Origin of the sequence: Colwellia sp. BRX8-9, assembly GCF_014077245.1 — a bacterium.
In the GTDB taxonomy this organism is placed as follows: Bacteria; Pseudomonadota; Gammaproteobacteria; order Enterobacterales; family Alteromonadaceae; genus Colwellia_A.
Genome location: NZ_JACGVN010000014.1, coordinates 12,894 through 28,793 on the forward strand (window position 1 = coordinate 12,894; position 15,900 = coordinate 28,793).

The following is a 15,900-nucleotide window of genomic DNA, read 5'->3' on the forward strand; positions in this document are numbered from 1 at the left end:
AATTCAATGGCCAATAGTTACCAGCGCTATAAAACCCTTACGGATAAAGAGCTAGAAACAGAAGAAGTTAGACGATTAGACTTGGGTATCTATGAGATAGAGTGGGGCTTAGACAATAGCTTTAATTGGGTTTGTAAAGAACAAGATGAAAAGCAAACCATTGCTCGCCACAATGAACGTATCATAGGTACCATGGCGCTAATAAATATAGAATATAAAGATCATTTTTTGACTGTTGATTTAGAGCATGCTATTCAAATTTCGAGCAACAAAGATGGTCGATTAGTTAAAAGGCTTAATGGTCATACGGGTAAAGTTATTGGTTTAATTGAACTTCCTAATGGTAACTTACTGTCTGTCAGCTTAGATGGAACGATTAAGCATTGGGACATGAGAAGTTATAAATGTATTGCAACCATTGAGGCTGATGTTAGCTGCTTAGATGATGTTGATTTTGCTAATGCGAAAACACTTATTATTAAGAATAAGTTGGACACAAAAATCTGGCGATTAACGGGTGAATTACTCGCTGAATTAACGGGATTTACTAAAACTGTAGAGTACATCAAGTGGTTTAAATCAGACACTTGGATTGTCAAACCTGAAAATGAAAATCCAAGTCAATGGTCTGCTAAGGGTGAATTGATTCATCAGTATAAATTCTCTTTTTCTCCTCGTACCGATGTACTTGAATTAGATAATCTTCAACTGTTAATTAAAGATACTCATAATATACTTCAGTTGTGGTCTAAAGATGGGGAATTGTTAGAGAAACATGTTAAAGATGTTGGTATTACAGATTACTTCGATAAGTTAGTGACCGCAAGTAAAGAAAGCGAGAATTGGATTGAATCACATGCCAGTACTGATGATTATCCACTAACATGTAATAGTTTTGAATTTGGAGACTTCCACTTAAAAAGTGGTAAAAAAGAGATTGAAAACCAAGAATTGTTGTTCAAAAAAAGTAGCGGTAATCGCATCATTTGGGATTTCTTTTACCGGCCAATAGAAAGAAATATAAAAACGGCATTAAAAGAAAATATTGATTTGGCGCGTCAAGCTGAAGAAGAGTTAACACTACAAAAATCTAAAACCGAAAAAAGCATAGAAAAACATCGTAGTAAGCGAAAATTTGCTAAATTTACAGCTTTATTTTTCTTTTTTCTCGCCATTACTCTTGGCGGAATTGGTGTGGTAGCACTGTTTTTAACTGATAACTTTGACATGCTTGTCAAATCAATCAGTCCAATAGTAGATAAAATGCTTGAGTCCAAGAACACACTTAAACATATCAAGCTACTAGATTTACAAATTATATTTGCTATAGGTACAGGGGCGTTACTGTTCATTTCCTTGCTCTGGTTTATTCGCAATCGACGCCAGAAAAGTAAGCAGTTTAAAAACGTGGGTAACCTTTCGCTTATTGAAGTGATGTTAACAACCTACGGTAACTTGATTGAAACAATTAAGACACACCGCTCTGAGATACTCAATAATTTACCTAGTCATCAAGATAATGAGTTATTTAGCGGTGTTAAAATAAATAAACTTATTGAACAAAAAATCGAAAATGAAATTCAGCAAGCGGCCATGCAAGAGTGTAATATCGATCAGTCAGATATTACTTATCAACGAAGTGATGGTCAAAAAAGTGAGTCGATTGTTCTGCAAGATTGGTCGTATATCCAAGAAAATAGTCATCCTCGACTTAATAAGCAAAATGAACAAGCGGTTCGTTTTGATAGCAATGGGCAATTAGTTTGTGCGGTAAGATCAATACAATATATTTTCTTAACTAAAGAAAAAGTTGATGTTTTCTCCACCTACTATGATTTTATTGCTGATAAATACATTGGCCGTGAGTCAAACTCTTTTTACTACAAAGATGTCAGCAATGTCACACGTAAAGACGTTCATCGTAATCGCTTTGGTCAAGAATTAACGGGAAGTGAAATTACACTTTCAGTCACTAGTGGGGCAAAAATTAGTCTAACACTGATGAATGATGAGAGTATTAGAGAGTTTTCTGAAACCTTAGCTGAGAATGACGCACATAGTATCGAGCAAGACACCGCCGGTGGAATTGCTGCTGTTAAAGAACGACTTGAAGTTGAATCAGAAGAGTTAACCGTATACTACCAAGCAGAAATCGCTCGTGCTAAAGAAGAAAACAAGAGCGAGTTAGTGAAATTGTTAGATATCACTCAACAAAAATTAATGAGTTATATCGAAGAACAATGTGATATTGCCAAGAACTATGATCCAGGTGACTCAATAGCAAAGTCTCAATCTAAAGATAGTTTAGTTGATTTAGCTTATAAGAATATCCGTACACAAATAGAAAGTCATAAAAGGTCTGAAGCCGTCTTAAGTTAATTTATTACAACACATGAAGTTAACCGCATCGGAACATTTTAAAAATTTAAATACGGAAAATTAAAGATGAGAAACATATTTTTAAGTTACAGCACCAAAGATTCAGACGCAGCAACCAAGATTGTAGAAGGCTTAAAAGCAGCAGGTCATAAAGTTTGGTTTGCACCCAATAAAATTTTAGGTGGCGAGAATTATGCTGAAAATATTGAAGAGGGTATCGAGCAGTGCGAGCTTTTTGTACTATTAGCTTCAAAGCATTCTATTGGAAATAAATTATTAAAGGTCGCAGCTTCAGAAGAAGTTAGTAACGAAATACAACTCGCTAAAAAACATGGCTTAAAACAAATTCCTTTAAAGTTAGATGACAGTATAGTTTCAGGGGCTGCAGGTGGAAACAATTATCACTTTATTCGTAAGCAATGGATCGATGTTGTTGTCTCATTAGAATCTGGTGACTTTGCTCCAATTGTAGAGCAAATCATAGCAACAGCGGATAACATTGAAACTAAAAGTTTGGATATGCAGTACATAGAAAAAGCGGAAATCGATTTGATTATCGGTGACTTTGAGCAATCTGTTCGAGCACTGGGTGAATACAGCTTTTTAGATAAATATGTTCCGCGAGTAGAATTTATAAGGTTAATTTCAAACTTATTACGTAAAGGTATAAAAAACCTTAATATTAGTGAAGCAGACGAGTTCACTTCTGAATTCCAACGATTACGTAATACCCATATGGCATCTTCTTCAGCATATATGCTGGCGATATTGAAACTATATTGTTATCAGCCAAAGGGGTTTAAAAATGATATTGAAGACTTCGCTACTTTAAAAAATTCAGTGAAGTCATGTAAACCAATAAATGTTAAATATCGATTTGTCGCAGATAAATTATTACCAGCAGATAGTCAGTTTGCCGTTGAATGGTTAATATAGTTACTTTCATATCAAAAGATTAGCAACATGAGCCTAATTGTTCTTAAATAACAAATAGGCTCAGTTAATAATAATTTGCAAGGTCACATTACTGCATTACATTTTAGTTTTACTTTAAAGTTTTATGTATAGCTTCACATAAATTGACTGCGACATAGGCTTCAAAATTTTCGGCTGGATCAAATGATCGTTCATGGGTGATATTAATAGAGGCTAAATGCTTGATTAATATTTTGAGTTTTTCTTCTTTTGATTCTGCAGATTCATTTAAGGTATCGCTGATAGAAAATAGTTGTTCCCAAAGGTTATTATTCATCGAAAGGTCTCTCACACACTTATGCCGTAAATAAAGTTATCGGCAGAAAAAAATTAGCTTTTAAGCTACAAATTGTGGGGCGACTTTAAATGAAATAGATAAAAACGTCTACTCTTGTATTAATGATATTTATATTAATAATTAAAGGCTTAAGGTTAACTATTATTGCTATTTTATTGTACTGATAAGATAGCGATTAATTTTTTTAATCCTTTACCTTTGTTGGTTATTTTCCATGCCATAAATAAGTCTTGCAGTGGACGCTCTTCTGCTAATTTAATAACTACCAGTTGGCCTGATTCAATATGATGTTGGATGAGGTTTTTGGGTAAGTATCCGATGCCAATCCCTGCAATAATCGCTTCAATTTTTATCGCAATCGAGCTGACAAAGAAATGTTGACTGCCCTGGATAATATTAACTGACCAGGGGATCTCATGTTGAGCTGAGTCATGAACGACGACATTTCTATATTTTGATAAGTGTGCTGATTCAAGCGGCCCTTTAATAAGGGCTAATTGATGTACTTTGTTAACCACTAAAACATTTTCAGACACTGCAATTTTTATTGCCCTAATACCTTTTTGATTGGGCACAGGTGAAGGAGCGCCAATAACTAAGTCGACCTTATCTTCAATTAATGCCTCCCACGTGCCGTTCATTACTTCTTCTCGCACATCAATTTCAATATTTTGATGGGCGATTAAAAATGCTTCTATGCCTTTAAAAATAGTTTTTATATCAATAATGGAATCGCAAGCAATACGGATCTTGGGTTCCCAGCCATTAGCAATTGTTTGAGTTTGTTCTGAAAGGGTATTAATGGCTGTTAGTACTTTACGGCCCTCTGATAATAAATGCTTGCCTGCTGGCGTTAGCACGGCGCGACGGCCTTGTCGTTGAAAGAGTGTCACGTTTAACTGTTCTTCTAGCTTTTGAACGATATAAGAAAGCGCTGAAGGAACTTTATTCAATTGTTCTGCTGCGGCCGCATAAGTGCCACGCGTTTCAATAGCATCTAATACAAGTAATGCTTCAATACTAATAGGTGGCGTTTTCATGGCTATTATCCAGATATTTAATTGTTCAAATTATTTGAACATAACAAACAAATAATAGGGGTTATTCGATATCAACTCAACCTTTACAATAGCTACATATTAAATCATTAGTCATTAAAGAGTATTAAAATGTCATTTATAAATACCATCAATAGTATCACTAAAACTGAACAATCTTTATCAAGCTTACCGCTACGATTAATTGCCGGGTTGATTTTTGCCGCTCATGGTGCGCAAAAGTTATTTGCTTGGTTTGGCGGTTATGGATTAGAGGGAACCGGACAGTGGATGCAATCTATAGGGCTTGAGCCGGGTTTCTTTATGGCATTAATGGCGGGTAGTGCTGAGTTTTTTGGCGGGATATTATTATTGATTGGTTTTCTCACTAGACCTGTCAGTTTTGTCTTGGCTATTACCATGATAGTGGCCATCTTTAGTGTTCATATCAATAATGGTCTATTTATGAGTAATAACGGTTATGAGTTTGCTTTATCGTTATTAGCGATAACGCTTGCGCTATTTGTGCAAGGTGGCGGAAAGTACTCTATTGATCGTCACGTATACCGAAAGCTAATTAAAAATACTTAACATGTAAAATAGCTAAATCACCTGCCAGTAACAGTAATAATGGCTAAATCAATAAATTTAAGGAGTTTGTTATGGGATTAATCGTTAACGGTAAATGGGTCGACCAATGGTATGACACCAATAAAAGTAAAGGGCAGTTTGTTCGTCAAGATAGCCGCTTTAGAAGTCAAATTTCATCAGATGTTAATAGTCTATTTAAACCAGAAGCGGGCCGTTACCATTTATATGTTTCGTTGGCGTGCCCTTGGGCACACAGAACACTAATATTTAGAAAGTTAAAACAACTTGAAACAATTATTTCGGTGAGTGTTGTTGAAGCTAAAATGATGGAAAATGGTTGGACGTTTGGTGATAAGGGAGATCCACTTTATCAGTTAGATTATGCCTACCAATTATATTTAAAAGCAGATCCTAGCTATGAAGGACGCGTGACAGTCCCTATTTTATGGGATAAAAAAACTCAGACGATTGTTAATAATGAATCCATTGAAATCAGTAGAATGTTTAATTCAGCATTCAACGAGTTAACAGGTAATGTTGATGATTACTATCCCGTTGAGCAACAAGAAGCCATAGAAACGGTAAATACGCGTATTTATGACACTATTAATAATGGTGTTTATAAAGCAGGTTTTGCGACGACACAAGCGGCTTATAATGACGCATACCACAGCTTATTTGACAGCTTAGATTGGCTAGACGTACTTTTATCAAAACAGCGGTATTTAGTGGCTGACAAAATAACCGAAGCTGATTGGCGCTTGTTCACCACACTGATCCGTTTTGATGCGGTATATCATGGGCACTTTAAGTGTAATCGCCAAAAAATCAGCGAATTTCATCATATTAAGAACTATGTTAATGAACTTTATCAAGTACCTGGCATTAAAGAGACGGTTGACTTGGAATACACTAAGACTCATTACTACGCGAGTCATTTAACGATTAATCCAACAGGTATTGTCCCTTTAGGCGCCGCGGAACACTTTGATGCGCCACATGACCGTAATCGTCAATACTAAGGGTTAATAGGTTAAAGGTTTGACTGGTAAATGAAGTTAGATAAATAAATACTGAGGAAATTTGATGATAAAACATTATCTTTATAAAAGCTTAGGTAGCGCTAACCATGGCTGGCTTAAATCTAAACATCATTTTAGCTTTGCTAATTATTACAATCCAAGCCGGATGGGGTTTGGAAAGTTACGTGTTGTTAATGATGATTGGGTTGAACAGGGCATGGGCTTTCCTTCGCACCCACACCGTAATATGGAAATTATCAGTTTTATTCGTTCAGGTGCGCTCACTCATCAAGACAGTACTGGCAATAAAGGCACAACGAAAGCGGGTGAAGTTCAAGTGATGAGTGCAGGTACAGGTCTTGTGCATTCAGAATATAATCGCACTAAAAACCCATTAACTTTTTATCAAATTTGGATTGAAACTAATAAAATCGATGTGGCACCTCGCTGGGAAAGTAAGAGATTTCCTACTGAGCAGCTATCAGCACTGACATTGTTAGTATCAGGCTACCCAGCAGATAAAAATAAGGCGCTGTTTATTAACCAAGAAACGCGTATATATGGAGGGAAATTAGCGAAAGGAACCGTTATTGAGCATAACATTGACCATCAAGCTTATATATTAGCTTCAGCAGGTATGTTTAAAGTAGAGGATAGCTCAAAAATTATCACCATGAACGCAGGAGATGGCGCTGAAGTCACTCAGTCAACGACAATTTTACTCAGGGCGTTAATTGACTGTGAAGTGATTATTATCGACACGATTAATTAGCTAAATCAAGTAATGTAAACCACGAACGTTCTCTTAAAATCGTATGTTCTGAACATTTTAAGCGCTGGCGTTCGTGTCTAGCATTCGATCTTTTATTATCTAGCAATCTTTTATTACTACAGTAGACCTAATGTATAACGCGTTGCTGCTTGTCCCAACGACTTCCTTGCCAATGAGTAATCGTTCCACAAGCTTGGCAAGTGTCGCAATGCCATTCAATTAGCCCTAAGGTTATTGATTTAGCTTTAATTTCTCCAGAACACGATAGTTGCTTAGCACGAGTATTACATTTTAAGTTAACGTGAACGAGCGGTTGCTCAATATTTTCAGAAAGGGCTAATACAATTTTACTCAGAAAAACAAAAACTACTTTTGCTTGGTCAGTAAGTTCGAGTACGTTGCCCTCGTCGTCAATAAAATGTCTAAAATCTGCTGCTAACGTCATCGGTTTTTCCATAGAATACTCATGCCGCTAAGATATAGTAGTTAACGCTCTTGGTACAACACTTCTCAGTAAATATAACATCAGTAATTAATTTAGGTAGCTTGAATGTTATAAATATTAAGTATAAAATTAGTACTGTTTTAGATATGTGTATTTTCGTTATATATTCAGGCCCGAGTCTCCATCGGGTTTTTTTGTGCCTTAAAATACATAGACGAAAAGCAATAATGGCAAGACTGCCCCTGCAGTAATTTATTAATAGCCCAAGCTTTGTACAATAAGCAATAAGGCCAATAAAGGAAATTCACCATGAAAAAAATAATCACCACCGCATCTGCGATATTATTGCTACAAGCCTGTACAACATTTGATCCCTACACAGGTGAAAGTAAAACCAGTAAAACAGCTATAGGCGCAACTGCAGGCGCAAGCTTAGCAGCAGTCATTGCCTTTATAGACAATAAAGACAAAGACAGCAGAACACGCAATAAACGTATTTTAGCAGCAGCATCAGGTGGCGCCGCAATCGGCGGTGGTATTGGCTACTATATGGACACTCAAGAAGCTAAATTGCGTAAGCAATTACGCGATAGTGGCGTGAGTATTGTGCGTGACGGCGACAAAATTAACCTTGTTATGCCAGGCAACATTACTTTTGCTTCGAACAGCTCAAACATTAACAGCAATTTTACTAGCGTATTAGATTCTGTTTCTTTGGTGCTTGAAGAATATAACCAAACCATTATTGTTGTTTCTGGTCACACTGACTCTAGTGGCTCTGCCCAGCATAACCAGAAATTGTCTGAAGACCGAGCTGGCTCAGTCGCTAATTATCTTCGTGGACAAAAAATCCTTAGTGATCGTTTAGAAACTGTTGGCTTTGGCGAAACACAACCGGCAGTAACTAACAAAACAGCTGCAGGTCGCGAGCTTAATCGCCGTGTTGAAATAACTTTGTTACCGATAGAACAGTCATAAAGCGTCAATAAAATAAAGCCATTATCACCGCGTTATATGCATTGATAATGGCTTATTGCTTAAGACGCTTGGCGTTAAAAGGGCGATACCATTAACATGACTTTATTAGTGCTAACCATCAACATTTCAAATCAATATCTACAATCAATATCTACAATTAATATTTCAAATCAATAAGTTTTCTAACGCTATCTAAAGTCTCGATAAGCTGGCGACTAAAATTAAAGGTCATGATATGGCTTTCCTTTCTCCCTTGACGTAACAGTTCATTGAAATGGTTGATTTGGTGATCATAGCCAAATGTTTTGCCATTAAAAGAGATAACTTCTTCTTTTGTATCAGTTATTAAAGTGACGGTTGAAGGGCTGTTAAAGCCACTGTTAATTTTAATATTGCCTTGTTCACAATAAAACACAGCTTCACTCGGCGTCGACTCCAAGAGTGTCGATTTTAATAAGGCTACCACGTTATTTTTATAGTTAAAGACCATGGAACAGGAAGAATCTGCGCCATTAGCAAAAAATGTTGCATCAGCGGTCATGGTCTCGGGCACGCCAAGGGTAGTTAGTGCTGCAAAAATAGGATAAATGCCAATATCTAAAAGACTGCCTCCGCCTAATGATTTATTAAACAGCCTAGCTTCTTGGTTAAATTCTCTTGCGAAACCGAAATCTGCTTCAACTTTACGTAGATTGCCGTAAGTTTTATCAGTCAGTTTATTTAAAACAAAATTATAATGGGGAAGAAAATAGGTCCAGAGCCCCTCCATTAGCAGAGTATTATTTGCCGTTGCAGCATCAATCATGCATTGCACTTCATCTGTATTCATGGCAAAAGGTTTTTCACATAGCACCGCGATACCCTGCTCTAAGCACAGCAGCGCATTTTCTTTATGCATTGAATGTGGTGTTGCTATGTAAATAGCGTCAACATTTTCATCATTTACGAGCGCCTTATAACTGCTGTAAGCTTTAGTAGCGTGATATTTATCGGCAAAATCATTGGCTTTTTGCTGTGTTCTTGAAGCAACGGCATATAGCTCAGCATCTTTCAGCGTTAATAAGTCTGTTGCAAATTTATTGGCTATGTTACCTAAACCGATAATTCCCCACCGTATGTTTCTATTTTTTAGTGATTTCATTAACTATTACTCAAGATAAAAGTACAAAAAAAATTATTTTTTCATCGAGCTAATGCTCTTTGTTCCACTGACTAGCTATCTTTAATAAAGCGTCATTAGCCCATCGATGCTTAAGCTCTATACTTAAGCCTGATACTAAGCATAATGTTAACCAACATAATCTTGGGCGCAAAATAAAATACCACTCCCTTGCTCTTTTTCCAATAGTATGGGAATAAGTGCGCCGGGCATTACTGAATCGACATCGTTAGGGGCAAATGTGCCGCCAAGGTCTGTTTTTAACCAACCAGGGTCGAGTAAGTTCATTAAGACGTTAGTGCCTAATAGCGTTGGCATCATGTCGCGCACATACCTTTCAAGAGCGGCTTTTGAACAACTATATGCCATCAATTCAGGTTGATTACTAATACCTGAAGAAACATTAACAATACGTCCCCAATTACGCGTTAGCATGCCTGGAAGAAAAGCATCACATAATTTAGCCGGAGTAATACTATTAACCATAAAACTGTGTAGGTATTCCTCTGCCGTCGGGGCAAAGAGCGGCTGATACTTTGTCATGATTGCTGCATTATTATACAGTATATCTAGGTGATTATTACTCAAGGCTTTCACCTCGGTAATTAAATGCTCTACTTGAGAGATTGAATTAAGTTCAGCCGCTACAGCATAAACTTCATGACCCGCTGTGGTTAATTCATTAAGCAAATCTCTAGTACCAGCTAATTGTCGAGAATGAATGATGAGTTTACAGCCTTGTTTAGCAAGCTCTTTCGCAACACGAAGACCGACCCCTCGACTAGCTCCCGTTACTAGCGCCCATTTATTTTCTATATTTAACATTCTTATGCCTATTTTTATTTAAATTTGTTAATCAAGTTATTGATTTGTTGATTTTTGTTTTACTATTTTATGCCGTAATACTTTAGTGACTGCATTAGCGTCTGTTGGTGAAATTAATTACAGCCAAGCATAAAGCAAGTAATAACAAGACTAGGTATTTTTCACTAAAAATTTGCAAATGAATATATAACAAAATAAAATTCATTGTTTTATATAACACACAATAAGCGCAAAAGATGATGAATAAAGAGCATAAAAAACTTGAGCGATTAATGTTATTTAGTGAAGTTGCCTGCCATTTAAGCTTTACGGTCGCGGCACAACATTTACAAATATCCAGAGGGCATCTATCTGCTCAAATTCGTCGATTAGAAAAGGAGATGGGTTTTGCTTTGTTGATCCGCTCGACACGGAGTGTTCGCTTAACCGCAGAAGGTGAAAGTGTCTTAACGGGTGTAAATAAAATTCGTCATTCTGTTTTAGAACTAGAGCGAAATGCTGGTCATAAAGGCAATGCTATTGAAGGTGTTATAAAAATTACAGCACCAAGCCTCTTTACTAAAAGGTTTTTACTCGACATTTTTTCTAAGTTTAGCGCCTTACATCCCGCCATTGAGTTTTCTATCGATACTAGTTACACCCGTTTTGATTTAAATCGTAGTGATTTTGACTTGGCTTTTCGTGCCACAAACTCCCCGCCTTTAAATATGGTTGCAAAAGCTATTTTGCCCTATAAACATTGCTGTTGTGCTTCTGCTGAATATTTAGATAAATACAGTAAACCAAAGGTGCCCAGCGATTTAAAAACGCATCAATGTTTAAGGGGACAAGAGCAATTAACTTGGTCATTCTTAAACGCTGAGGTGCCTGTAGATGGTTGGTTAAAAATAAACGATAACCATATGCTGAAAACATTAGCATTAAATGGCGAAGGTATTATTAGGGTGCCTGACTATTTAGTCGACCAAGAGATTAAAGAGGGAACGTTAGTCGCTATACTTGAAAGTGAAATGCCAGCAGGGCAGACCATTTTTATGATTTATCCACAATTAATTCACCAGTCGAATAAACTGAACGCTTTTATTGAATTTACTAAAGAGTATTTTAATAAAATAGCTTTAATAAACTAAATTATTCTGTTTATGGACCTTGATTTATATGGGTAATAATCTAAATTCTAAAAGAAGTCTTTACCTTTACACCATATTTTTATCTGCCTAACATTACGTTAAGATTTAAAAATAATTAAAGTTATGGTCTGAAATATTATTAACTTATTTGGATAATTAACAATATTTAATAAAGAGATAAAATCATTAAAACTAATGTTAATAAGCTCATCTTATTAACCGTATTTCAGATTTTTATTAACATTTAATTACGCCTCTTGGATAAGCGTTTCTGTGAATAATCGTTATAGTTTGACTATGTAAATAGACAGTCGAAATAGACCGTAAATCGCGCTATGTTATAGGTAACTCTATTAGCGCTGGGAAAGCGATGGAGGTTACAGCGATTAGCCTACTGGATTTTTTAACTGTTAATTTTAAAAACGTAGCTGAGTTTTTTTACACTCTGTTTAGTAAAAAATAAGTATTCTCGGGGGTATACATAGTGAATTTTCAAGTGATAATACCAAAGATTAAACGTATAGTTAATGTAGCGATATTTTTAATCGCTACTTCAATGACGCTCGGATCTTTTGTCTGTAGTGCGACTGAAACTGTTACTAGTACTTTAAAATATGATCTTGGCAGCACCAAGGCTTGGGTGCCGTTTGGTTATAGTGGCAATCAACAAAAACCCGGTATTATTATCGCGTTAATTGAGCTTATTATGATGCAAGCAGCCATTTCTACTGAAACCAGCTATCTCCCGGTAAAAAGAGCGGTGACCGCATTGGAATTAGGACAAATTGACTTCGATGTTGTTAGCCCAAATTGGTTTAAAGATAAAATTATTGGTGTTGATTATGTTAGCAGTGTTCCTTTATTTGAAGTAACAGAATACTTTGTTACATTGCCCAATGTTGCAGTAGAGTTCAATCAAGCAGAAATGGCTTATGGGCAGTTAGTCGGCACCGTAGCAGGCTATGCTTATTTTGATGATGACAAGTTTACTCGCGCTGATTTTTTATCAGAAAGTGAATTAGTCAAAGGGCTGGTAAAAGGGCGCTTTAAGGTTGCCATTATAGAAGAAAGAGCGGCTCAATATTGGGCTGAAAAACATCAAACGTCAATAGCACTCGCTTCTTTACATACTAAAGGTGATATCGTTATTAGATTAAGAAAAGAACACGAAAATTTACTTCCTCGAATCAACCAAGCCATCTCTGTATTGAAAAAAAATGGTCAGTTTAAAAAAGTATTTGATGATTACTAACAATAAAGCTGGCGAAGATATTGATCTTATATTAGCGCACTATTCTTGTGGTGAAGCTGTATAAAGCACAGGGTCTTAATTTTATTGTTTGTTATAAAATAAAGCCTTAATGACAAACTACCTATTCTTCTTGTTCAGGGTTATAAGTAATCGCTTTATTGGCAATGGCATATGAAAATCCTTTGGTTGCCGTTAAATGGCGTAAAGCTTTTTGCTTCAACTTTATATCGGTAATAGGCTCTTCACCAAATTTTCTTATTTTTAACGCCAACGCTTTATCAAAATAGTCATCTTCTGACGTTTCAAGTTCATTGACACACTCATTAATGGTTGTTGATTGAAAACCCTTAGCATAAAGTTTCTCTTTTATTTTATTTGGGCCTATTTTACTTTCGGCCAGACTAAGCGTTAGTCTTTTAGCATAACGAGCATCATCTATAATTTCGTGTTCAATTAAATAATCTAAGGCAGTTTGATTATATTGAGTATCATCTTTGAATAATAAATTGGCTTTTTGCAATAAAGATTTTGCTGAGTAATCACCGTATCTCTCGATCATCCACATCATGTATGATTGAACACGTTTGTAAGAAATTTCTTGGGGTTTGGTGCTTTTTTTAGTTTTGTACATACGGCCACTTTTGTTAAGGAACGTATAACCGTTCAGCGTTGGTGTAAATATTTCAAATATGGATGTTTATGTTACGACTAGGTGAGTAAATTGGCAAAGCTATTTTAGCTAAAGCCTACTAGAACTTCATCATAGTAACGCCTGACCTGCTTTAGGGTCAAACTTTACTGTTATCTCTTTGAGGAGATTATTGGCTATAAAGGGGGAGGTTCATTAGTCGATAAACTATTATTGTGCTTTATTAAAAGCGAACATTTAATTTAAGGGGACATACGTTAACCGTTAGAACTTAAACCGATACTATAGTACTTTATTTTTATAAATATTTAACATTATCCTTATTCTATGTAGTATAATGAGAATCATTCTCAATTGCGTTGCAGGGTTATTTATGACTTATTATCTTTCTCGTTATTTTCAAAAATTAATGACTTTTTCAATGCGCTCATTAAAGCGCAAATTTATTCATGTTTTTTTTGTTATTGGTTATCTTATCTCAACGCAAACATCGGCGAGCAGCGATACAGAAGGATTACGTCAACTTTTACAACTCACTGAATATATTAGTGTTGATTATGCTTCTGCCATCAGTAATGGCAAAGTTATTGATCAAGGTGAGTATCAAGAAATGCTTGATTTTTCTAACATTATTGCTGAAAGATCGGTGAGAGAGCCGGGTGAACAAGCCATGATTACGTTATCGAAATCACTTCTCTCTGCGGTACAAGCGAAAAAAACACTTGTCGAAATACAAATGCTGACCAGTGAATTAAAAAACCTGTTGATAAATAACTCTCCGCAGTTATCGTTACCAACATCTTTACTTTCAGCATCTAGGGTAAAGCAATTATTTCAAAATAATTGTGCCAGTTGTCATGGTGTAACGGGTAAAGGAGACGGGAAGCTTGCAAGGCAACTAAGTCCACAGCCTACTAATTTTAACGAAAGAACACGTGCTTTAGACCGTTCTATTCTAGGATTATATGATGTGGTAACCGGCGGTCTTGACGGCACTGCTATGTCTTCATTTAATAACTTAACGGCAAAACAACGTTGGTCGTTAGCATTTTATACGGGTAGTTTAGCTTTTGTTTTTGATGAAAAACGACAAGAAAATAATACACTTGAACTCTCACTCGCCGAACTTGTTCAGTATAGCCCTAACGAATTGTATAGGGCGAAAACTGACTTGGAAAAAGGTTTTGTTGAGCAGCTTAGATCTAACCCTGAGGAACTGTTTTCTGCAACTAAGGCGCCATTAACAATCGCGCGTGATCAACTTAAAAAAGCACTTGCCGCTTACAAAAATAATGACGTTATACTTGCCCAACAATTTGCGGTGAGTGCCTACTTAGATGGGTTTGAGCTTGTGGAAAATAACCTCGACGCTTATGATAGTTCGTTACGTAAAATGATTGAATTTAACTTGTTAGGCTTGCGCAATGAAATTAACAACGAGGAAGGCTCGGGTGACGTTGCTGTATCTGTTTCTGCAATTTTGCTGCAAATAGAACAAGCTGAATTTTTACTCAATGACTCAGCTATATCAGACACAGCTTTATTTAGTGCCAGTTTTATTATTTTGTTACGAGAGGGCTTAGAGGCGCTATTGGTTGTGCTGGTGCTTTTTACCATACTGGTACGGTCCAATAAAAAAGAAGCCATTAAATATCTTCATTTTGGTTGGATAGCAGCCTTAATTGCGGGTGGGTTAACTTGGTTAGTGGCACAAAAATTAGTAACGATTAGCGGTGCTAGCCGTGAAACTATGGAGGGGTTTGCCGCGCTGTTAGCTGCAATTGTGCTCTTTTATGTTGGTTTTTGGATGCACAGCAAAACGCAAGCCGATCAATGGCAACGTTATGTTCAACAAAATATTAATAAAAGTTTAAAATCAGGTGCTTTATGGGGAATATCTGGCTTAGCGTTTATTGCGGTTTATCGTGAGGTTTTTGAGACAGTACTGTTTTATCAATCATTGTTAACCCAGACAAACCCCTCACAGCAATTTGTTCTTTTTAGTGGCTTTGGGGCAGCAGCGGCTATGCTAGTTGTCGTGGCCTGGTTAATGATTAAATATTCTATTAAATTACCAATAGCGCGATTCTTTTCAATAACAACGTATTTACTATTAGCCTTGTCATTTATTCTCGCGGGTAAAGCGATAACAGCGCTGCAAGAAGCCGCTATTATTAGTATTACGCGCTTTCCTATTGACTTTCATTTCGCGTGGCTAGGTATTAATTCAACGTGGCAAGGCATTACGACGCAAGCTTTTATCTTGTTTTTTTCCAGTGCGTTATTCTTTAAACCTTGGTTAAAAAAGACGAGCAGGGTAGATGAATAAATTGAGCATCGACTTGAAAAAAAATTTATAGAATCGCAGTAGCGAACCATTTTGAGTAT

At 36.3% G+C, this 15,900-nt stretch carries 15 protein-coding genes; 9 read left to right on the forward strand and 6 right to left on the reverse strand.

Features of this window, described 5'->3' with window-relative positions; genetic code table 11:
- The first annotated feature begins 6 nt into the window (after positions 1 to 6).
- Both H4J70_RS12730 and H4J70_RS12735 read left to right on the forward strand, forming a co-directional pair.
- A complete protein-coding gene (locus H4J70_RS12730) occupies positions 7 to 2,379 on the forward strand; it encodes a hypothetical protein (protein ID WP_182244957.1) in 2,373 nt (790 codons plus the stop codon).
- Positions 2,380 to 2,445: 66 nt separating this feature from the next.
- Positions 2,446 to 3,315 carry a toll/interleukin-1 receptor domain-containing protein gene (locus H4J70_RS12735; RefSeq protein WP_182251226.1) on the forward strand — a complete coding sequence of 290 codons (870 nt, stop codon included), beginning with the start codon at positions 2,446 to 2,448 and terminating at the stop codon, positions 3,313 to 3,315.
- A 109-nt stretch (positions 3,316 to 3,424) separates the two neighbouring features.
- On the opposite strand, the gene H4J70_RS12740 is transcribed toward H4J70_RS12735, so the two are convergent.
- Both H4J70_RS12740 and H4J70_RS12745 read right to left on the reverse strand, forming a co-directional pair.
- The gene (locus H4J70_RS12740; RefSeq protein ID WP_182251227.1) at positions 3,425 to 3,631 is read right to left on the reverse strand and encodes a hypothetical protein; all 207 of its coding nucleotides are present in this window, start codon (positions 3,629 to 3,631) and stop codon (positions 3,425 to 3,427) included.
- A 173-nt stretch (positions 3,632 to 3,804) separates the two neighbouring features.
- Positions 3,805 to 4,692: a LysR substrate-binding domain-containing protein gene (locus H4J70_RS12745; RefSeq protein ID WP_182251228.1), complete on the reverse strand. Its 888-nt coding sequence runs from the start codon at positions 4,690 to 4,692 to the stop codon at positions 3,805 to 3,807.
- A gap of 129 nt (positions 4,693 to 4,821) precedes the next feature.
- Here H4J70_RS12745 and H4J70_RS12750 point away from each other — a divergent pair, with 129 nt between their 5' ends.
- The 3 genes from H4J70_RS12750 (at position 4,822) to H4J70_RS12760 (ending at position 7,074) form a co-directional block, all read left to right on the forward strand.
- Positions 4,822 to 5,280, forward strand: coding sequence for a DoxX family protein (locus H4J70_RS12750; RefSeq protein WP_182251229.1), 459 nt, complete (start codon positions 4,822 to 4,824; stop codon positions 5,278 to 5,280).
- 71 nt (positions 5,281 to 5,351) lie between these two features.
- Positions 5,352 to 6,302 carry a glutathione S-transferase family protein gene (locus H4J70_RS12755; protein WP_182251230.1) on the forward strand — a complete coding sequence of 317 codons (951 nt, stop codon included), beginning with the start codon at positions 5,352 to 5,354 and terminating at the stop codon, positions 6,300 to 6,302.
- 64 nt (positions 6,303 to 6,366) lie between these two features.
- The gene (locus H4J70_RS12760) at positions 6,367 to 7,074 is read left to right on the forward strand and encodes a pirin-like bicupin family protein (RefSeq protein WP_182221691.1); all 708 of its coding nucleotides are present in this window, start codon (positions 6,367 to 6,369) and stop codon (positions 7,072 to 7,074) included.
- A gap of 127 nt (positions 7,075 to 7,201) precedes the next feature.
- Here the strand turns inward: H4J70_RS12760 and H4J70_RS12765 are convergent, their stop codons facing one another.
- Positions 7,202 to 7,519: a hypothetical protein gene (locus H4J70_RS12765; protein ID WP_182251231.1), complete on the reverse strand. Its 318-nt coding sequence runs from the start codon at positions 7,517 to 7,519 to the stop codon at positions 7,202 to 7,204.
- Positions 7,520 to 7,828: 309 nt separating this feature from the next.
- Between H4J70_RS12765 and H4J70_RS12770 the strand changes: the two genes are divergently transcribed.
- A complete protein-coding gene (locus H4J70_RS12770) occupies positions 7,829 to 8,497 on the forward strand; it encodes an OmpA family protein (RefSeq protein ID WP_070376549.1) in 669 nt (222 codons plus the stop codon).
- Positions 8,498 to 8,654: 157 nt separating this feature from the next.
- Here H4J70_RS12770 and H4J70_RS12775 read toward each other — a convergent pair whose 3' ends face one another.
- Positions 8,655 to 9,638, reverse strand: coding sequence for a Gfo/Idh/MocA family protein (locus tag H4J70_RS12775; RefSeq protein ID WP_182251232.1), 984 nt, complete (start codon positions 9,636 to 9,638; stop codon positions 8,655 to 8,657).
- Positions 9,639 to 9,785: 147 nt separating this feature from the next.
- Positions 9,786 to 10,481, reverse strand: coding sequence for an SDR family oxidoreductase (locus H4J70_RS12780; RefSeq protein WP_182214154.1), 696 nt, complete (start codon positions 10,479 to 10,481; stop codon positions 9,786 to 9,788).
- A 236-nt stretch (positions 10,482 to 10,717) separates the two neighbouring features.
- Here H4J70_RS12780 and H4J70_RS12785 point away from each other — a divergent pair, with 236 nt between their 5' ends.
- Both H4J70_RS12785 and H4J70_RS12790 read left to right on the forward strand, forming a co-directional pair.
- Positions 10,718 to 11,611, forward strand: coding sequence for a LysR substrate-binding domain-containing protein (locus H4J70_RS12785; RefSeq protein ID WP_310740343.1), 894 nt, complete (start codon positions 10,718 to 10,720; stop codon positions 11,609 to 11,611).
- Between the two features lie 484 nt (positions 11,612 to 12,095).
- On the forward strand, positions 12,096 to 12,863 hold the full coding sequence (locus H4J70_RS12790) for an ABC transporter substrate-binding protein (RefSeq protein WP_182251233.1): 768 nt from the start codon (positions 12,096 to 12,098) through the stop codon (positions 12,861 to 12,863).
- A 121-nt stretch (positions 12,864 to 12,984) separates the two neighbouring features.
- On the opposite strand, the gene H4J70_RS12795 is transcribed toward H4J70_RS12790, so the two are convergent.
- Positions 12,985 to 13,494: a regulatory protein RecX gene (locus H4J70_RS12795; RefSeq protein WP_182214158.1), complete on the reverse strand. Its 510-nt coding sequence runs from the start codon at positions 13,492 to 13,494 to the stop codon at positions 12,985 to 12,987.
- Positions 13,495 to 13,885: 391 nt separating this feature from the next.
- On the opposite strand from H4J70_RS12795, the gene H4J70_RS12800 reads away from it, so the two are divergent.
- Positions 13,886 to 15,841 carry an FTR1 family protein gene (locus H4J70_RS12800; RefSeq protein ID WP_182251234.1) on the forward strand — a complete coding sequence of 652 codons (1,956 nt, stop codon included), beginning with the start codon at positions 13,886 to 13,888 and terminating at the stop codon, positions 15,839 to 15,841.
- Positions 15,842 to 15,900 lie beyond the last annotated feature (59 nt).